General features: G+C 47.5%; 7 protein-coding genes. 2 read left to right on the top strand and 5 right to left on the bottom strand.

Annotation, left to right across the window (positions count from 1 at the left end):
- Nucleotides 1-96 precede the first annotated feature (96 nt).
- The 4 genes from KDK17_RS08640 to KDK17_RS08655 all read right to left on the bottom strand — a co-directional run bounded on the left by KDK17_RS08640 (nucleotide 97) and on the right by KDK17_RS08655 (nucleotide 2,268).
- The gene (locus KDK17_RS08640; RefSeq protein ID WP_373691578.1) at nucleotides 97-687 is read right to left on the bottom strand and encodes a YhgN family NAAT transporter; all 591 of its coding nucleotides are present in this window, start codon (nucleotides 685-687) and stop codon (nucleotides 97-99) included.
- Between the two features lie 160 nt (nucleotides 688-847).
- Nucleotides 848-1,321: a hypothetical protein gene (locus KDK17_RS08645; protein ID WP_257287866.1), complete on the bottom strand. Its 474-nt coding sequence runs from the start codon at nucleotides 1,319-1,321 to the stop codon at nucleotides 848-850.
- A 65-nt stretch (nucleotides 1,322-1,386) separates the two neighbouring features.
- Nucleotides 1,387-1,608 (bottom strand): hypothetical protein, encoded by a 222-nt coding sequence (locus tag KDK17_RS08650; protein ID WP_257253375.1) that lies wholly within the window; start codon nucleotides 1,606-1,608, stop codon nucleotides 1,387-1,389.
- 120 nt (nucleotides 1,609-1,728) lie between these two features.
- On the bottom strand, nucleotides 1,729-2,268 hold the full coding sequence (locus KDK17_RS08655) for a gamma carbonic anhydrase family protein (RefSeq protein ID WP_257253374.1): 540 nt from the start codon (nucleotides 2,266-2,268) through the stop codon (nucleotides 1,729-1,731).
- A 115-nt stretch (nucleotides 2,269-2,383) separates the two neighbouring features.
- On the opposite strand from KDK17_RS08655, the gene prlC reads away from it, so the two are divergent.
- Both prlC and KDK17_RS08665 read left to right on the top strand, forming a co-directional pair.
- A complete protein-coding gene (gene prlC, locus KDK17_RS08660) occupies nucleotides 2,384-4,429 on the top strand; it encodes an oligopeptidase A (RefSeq protein ID WP_257287867.1) in 2,046 nt (681 codons plus the stop codon).
- A 100-nt stretch (nucleotides 4,430-4,529) separates the two neighbouring features.
- Entirely contained in the window at nucleotides 4,530-4,781 is a 252-nt protein-coding gene (locus KDK17_RS08665) for a YheV family putative zinc ribbon protein (protein ID WP_257287868.1), read from the top strand.
- 147 nt (nucleotides 4,782-4,928) lie between these two features.
- Here KDK17_RS08665 and KDK17_RS08670 read toward each other — a convergent pair whose 3' ends face one another.
- Complete coding sequence (locus KDK17_RS08670; protein WP_257281615.1) at nucleotides 4,929-5,579, bottom strand: hypothetical protein; 651 nt, start codon at nucleotides 5,577-5,579, stop codon at nucleotides 4,929-4,931.
- Nucleotides 5,580-5,953 lie beyond the last annotated feature (374 nt).

Below are 5,953 nucleotides of genomic sequence, written 5' to 3' on the forward strand. Positions count from 1 at the left end.
GGGGATAAGTATTTTATATGGAGGATATAAATAAGGATGATTTTACGAGTTTTGACGTTGGAGGCTGACTTGTGACAGCCTCCAGGCGGTAGGAAGTCAGCCCAGATACTTGGCAATACCGTCCATAAACATTTGCACAGAAAGCATCACCAGGATCATGCCCATCAATCGCTCAATAGCGAATACACCACGGTTGCCCAATACTCTCATAAATTGATTAGAGCACATCAGGATGGCTGCGGATGCGGCCCAGGCGATCAAAATTGCTGTCACCAGTTTACCCTGTTCTCCCGGATGCTGATTACCCAGCAGAATCAGGGTGGCCAGAATAGAAGGACCAGCAATCAGAGGGATGGCCAAAGGTACGATGAAAGGTTCGCCATCAGGGGAGTCACCCATAATGCCACCACCCCGGCTGGGCGGGAAAATCATCTTGATGGCAATAATAAAGAGGATGATCGCCCCTGCAATGCTGACTGCTTCCTGCCTGAGGTGGAGCACTTGCAGCATGGCATCACCGACGAACAGGAAAATCACCAGAATCAACAAAGCGATCAGCATTTCCCGCATCAGGATTTTGACCCGACGCCTTGGAGGCACAGCTTTTAGAACAGAGATAAAGATTGGCATATTGCCGAGCGGATCCATAATCAGGAACAGCAATATGGCTGTGGAGTATATTTCCATCAGTGCAGCTCAGACTCGAAAATTGGAATAAAAAGGATTAAGCGGGCTTATATCATCTGGCTTTTAAAAAACCAATCCTGATTTGTTGATGTTGGTATGAAAAAGCCCAACCAGTGAAGTCTGGCGAGCTTTTTGGGGAGGGATAAGCTTTGGGAAGTGATCAGTTTTGAGTATTGGGAATCCTCTGACGGATGAGTAACTCAAGCTGATCAAAACGCTCATCGACCTTGTCAAAACGCTCATCGACCTTGTCAAAACGCTCATCGACCTTGTCAAAGCGCTGATCGACTTCATCAAAGCGCTTATCATGTTCATCAAAGCGCTTATCATGTTCATCAAAGCGCTTATCATGTTCATCAAAGCGTTGACGGGTTTCCCTGACGAACTCGTTGTGTTGTTCATCCGCCCTTTTGAACCCTGCGTGGGTAGCTTCTGTCAGTGCGGCTATGCAGGCTTTGACGGCAGCGAGATCCGTCTTCACCTCGGAAACATCTAACTTTAATCCAGTAATATCACTCTGATTAGTGAGTGCAATGTTTTTTATATCTGCACATACCCTGGCCAGACTGTGCACATCCGCGTCAAGATTTTTATGCTGTGCTTCAAGCTTTTCGAGTCTTGCTTCTAAGGACATAAATCATGGAGCCTGTTTAAGTGAATGAAGTCGTCAGCTTAGCAGACCTTTTAACTTGCACAGGCTTAAATAACAAAATTCTTTTGGCTCACCAACAATGCCAATCTGGCCTGTTTATCTTTCATAGGTCCAGAACTCTGTTCAGCGGTTAGGGCACTGAGATTTTCATGGAATTTCTCAGCCTGCTTTTCAGCATTGTAGATTTCCTGATTATCCATTTGGCTGTCTGCGATCCAGTGGGCTTGTTGAGAGGCAGGTCTGTCGATAGGCTTGATAGTTTCGCTCATGGTGAATCTCCCCAAATCATCAACTGATATGGGAAGATTAGGTCTGGTTAGTTCAACCGTCTGTAATACTATGGGCGAAAATGAATTTTAATTATATTAAATTAATTTTTAATAACTTTTTTAAATGCCCAGGTATTCGTCTTTCAACTTCACATAGTTGTTCGCACCGTAAGAGAAGAGAGCTTTCTCTTTTTCACTGATTGGGCGAGCTTTCTGGGCTGGATTGCCTTTGTACACGAATCCGCTTTCCAGTCGTTTTCCCGGTGGCACCAGGCTGCCCGCAGCAACAATGACTTCCTCTTCGACCACTGCGCCATCCATTACCACAGCTCCAATGCCAATCAGGCAACGATTGTGGATCGTGCAGCCATGCAGGGTGACCTTGTGACCGACCGTCACTTCATCACCAATAATCAACGGGTAACCATCAGGGTTGAAAGTGCTGGCGTGGGTGATGTGCAACACAGAACCGTCCTGAATACTGGTGCGTGAGCCTATGCGGATGCGGTGCATATCTCCACGTACTACTGCCATGGGCCAGACGGAGCTGTCTTCACCAATTTCTACATCGCCCAGGACCAGAGCGGTTTCGTCAATAAATACCCGGTCACCCAGTGTTGGGGTATGACCTCTGAAGGTTCTGATGGAATGGCTTGTCATGGTGTTTGGCTTCTTTGCTCGTAGGTATTGCATTGTCCTTGAAAACCGATAATCCTGCACCCATAGACATAAAAAGAACGTTCAGTTTGGACAATAAACAGCGAGCATCTGAATTATGAGCAACCCACTGCTGGAAACCTGCGAACTGCCTCCCTTTGCCAAGATTAAACCAGAGTATATAAAACCGGCTATAGAGACCATTATTGCCGAGAGTGAGCAAGCGGTAGACGCACTTCTGGCGGATAAAAATCAATCGTTCAGCTGGAAGACTCTTCAGGAACCCATGGACAGTCTGGGTGACAGGCTTAATCAGGCCTGGTCTCCGGTGGGCCACATGAATGCTGTCGTGAATACCGATGAATTAAGAGATGCTTACAATGCCTGTCTGCCTCTGCTCTCTGAATATTCAACACGGCTGGGTCAGAATCAGGACCTCTATCAGGCCTATCTGACGCTGTCTGAGTCAGCAGAGTTCGAAAAGCTGGATAAGGCCCAGAAAAAAGTCATTACGGATAATTTACGTGATTTCAAACTGGCGGGCGTTGCCCTACCCCAAGAGAAAAAAGCCCGTTATGGTGACATCCAAAAACGCCTTTCTGAACTGACCAGCCAGTTTTCCGACAACGTTTTGGACGCCACCATGGCCTGGTCCAAGCTGATGACCGATGAGTCAGAGCTGATCGGTTTGCCTGAATCCGCATTGGCAGGCGCGAAACAGCTGGCTGAGTCCAAAGGACACAGCGAAGGCTGGATGCTGAATCTGGATTTTCCAAGCTATTTCCCGGTGATCACCTATGCAGACAATCGTGAACTGCGTGAAGAGGTTTATACAGCATTCAGTACCCGGGCATCGGATCAGGGCCCGAATGCGGGCGAATTTGATAATTCAGACAACATTAATGAAATTCTCAAACTGCGTCAGGAGCTGGCCGAATTGCTGGGTTTCAACAATTATGCAGAATACTCACTGGCGACCAAAATGGCTGACTCTACTGATAAGGTCATGACGTTTCTGGAAGATCTGGCCAGTAAGAGTAAGCCTCAGGCAGAAAAAGAACTGAATGAACTGAGAGCGTTTGCCAAAGCAGAGCATGGTGCTGATGATTTGCAGGCCTGGGACATTGGTTACTATGCCGAGAAGCTCAGACAGCAACGCTACGCTATTTCTCAGGAAGAGTTGCGTCCCTGGTTCCCGGCAGAGAAAGTAGTGAATGGCATGTTCTCTGTCGTGGAGCGCCTATTCGGTATTACCTTTGAAAAGGTGAATGATGTTGAAACATGGCACAAAGATGTTAGTTTCTTCCATGTCATTGGTGATGGCCAAGTGATTGGTCGATTCTATCTCGACCTTTATGCCCGTGAACACAAGCGGGGCGGAGCCTGGATGGGTGAGTGCCGGGTGCGTCGCAAGATTGGCGACAAAGTCCAGCTGCCAGTGGCCTATCTGACTTGCAACTTCACGCCACCGGTTGGGAACCAGCCTGCCCTGCTGACACACGATGAAGTGGTGACCCTGTTCCATGAGTTTGGTCACGGCCTGCATCATATGCTGACCCGGGTTGATTATTCTGCGGTATCCGGAATCAATGGCGTAGCCTGGGATGCGGTAGAACTGCCCAGCCAGTTCCTTGAGAATTGGTGCTGGGAAGAAGAAAGTCTGGCTCTTATCTCCGGCCACTTTGAAACAGGTGAGCCCCTGCCAAAGGATAAGTTGGACAGGCTGCTGGCCGCTAAAAACTTCCAGTCCGCCATGATGATGGTGCGTCAGCTGGAGTTCTCGCTCTTTGATTTCAGACTGCATAAAGACTTCTTAAAGAGCGAGAGCGAAGGAAAAACGGTTCAATCGGTACTGGATGAAGTTCGCAGCCAAGTGTCTGTGGTCACGCCTCCGGCCTTCAATCGTTTCCAGCATGGCTTCAGTCATATCTTTGCGGGGGGGTATGCGGCGGGCTACTACAGCTACAAATGGGCTGAGGTGCTGTCTGCGGATGCATTTTCACGATTTGAGGAAGCAGGTATATTCAACCGCCAGACCGGTGAGTCCTTTCTTGAGGAAATTCTGGAAAAAGGCGGTTCAGCCGAGCCGATGGAGCTGTTTGTGAATTTCCGGGGCCGTGAGCCAGAAGTGGATGCCTTGCTGCGCCATTCGGGTATCTCCTGATCAGACGGTCATGAGTCAAAGGTTTTGAGGTCACCGGGTCTTGAAGCCTCGTTATTTTTTTATGCGCCATGGTCATCTATGCGCTGTAGGCCTCAGAGTTATGACAACGAAAAGATTTATTGCCGGAGCCGTCTGCCCTTCCTGTGGTCGGCAGGATTCGGTGAGAATGTACACTGAGAATGGTGAGAACTATCGCGAGTGCGTGGATTGCCATTATTCGGATGTGATGGAAAAAGACCCTTCTCTTGCGGGGAAGCCTCCAGTGACGAGGGTCTCCCCAGAAGTTAGTAAGTCGGATGATGATGCTAACAAGGACAAGGGTGTTCAGATCGTTCGAATACTGGATCAATAACCTGGAGTTCGAAATCAGATGTTGTCATAAACCATTCCTGCTGAGGTGCTTTGCTTTATTAAAGCGCCATGGCAGTCGGGGTTTAACAAGCGACTTTCAAATACAGTCCTCTGCATTAACGTCTACTTCAATTGTCAGCGTTCAGGGTCAGGCTGCTGACGTAAACTTCAGTTCAATGCCCATCCGGCTGGACAGGCAATTCCATTTTGACCAGGTTGATACCCACTGCTCCGGATTACGCTTATTGGCGAAGTCCTTGAGCATACGGTCATTGTATAGTTCCTGCGAACGCATCATATGTCTTGCCGTCTGCTCAGCAATTTTGTCCAGCTCATTGCCGAACTCTTCACCCAGAATGGCATGAATGATCAGGTTGGCCCAGGTCATGTTCATCGGGATCAGGGTACAGCCGATTCGGGACAGGTAACTGTCGTTTACTTCCTCAATCAGGCGATGAGTAAAGTAGGCTTTATCGAGCAGATCAAACAGTCCCACATTATTTTGGGACTGTAGAACCGGTGCAAGAAAGTTCTCTTCGGCAATGCTCAGAAACGGGGATATGAAAGCCTCAATATCCAGTTCCTTTGAAGCCTGGTCCAGTGCTTCAAGAAAGTCAGGTATATGGTCAATGTATTCAACTGCAAATTTCAGCAGTGTTTCACTGGCCATGTCTTCGGGAAGTTCGATCGTGTGGTGCAAATACTCCACCTGCTGACAGACAAGCGACTGAAGGTGGCCTGAGCCTTCTTCATGCTTTCGGGCGCAATCGATCAGATTGCTGATTGCCTGCACGTCCATGATTGTCTCGTCTCCGTTGCGGTTGCTATTAATTGGGGTACTGCAACGCCACCTTGAAGGTGTTAAAAAGACCATAGTGCCAATCAGAACACAAGCCTTTTTAAATACCTCTTTTTCATAATAATAAGATCTTTTATTCATTAAATTAGAATTAAAAAAAGACTGTAAATCACGATGAAAATGAAAAAGTGCAAGCGCTTGTGTAGTCAAAAAAATGACGCACTATATGTGCTTGAAGAAATGATTCTGAAGAGATCACTTTATGGCGTAATGAAGATTTTGTTTTTCAGTTGAATGGATTTTAGAGCTGTCATAAGCGACACAGAACTGAGGTGGCTCAGAAAAGTCATCAGAATGAAGCTCAAAAAAGTTTT

The sequence above is a fragment of the Endozoicomonas sp. SESOKO2 genome (assembly GCF_024606245.1).
In the GTDB taxonomy this organism is placed as follows: domain Bacteria; phylum Pseudomonadota; class Gammaproteobacteria; order Pseudomonadales; family Endozoicomonadaceae; genus Endozoicomonas_A.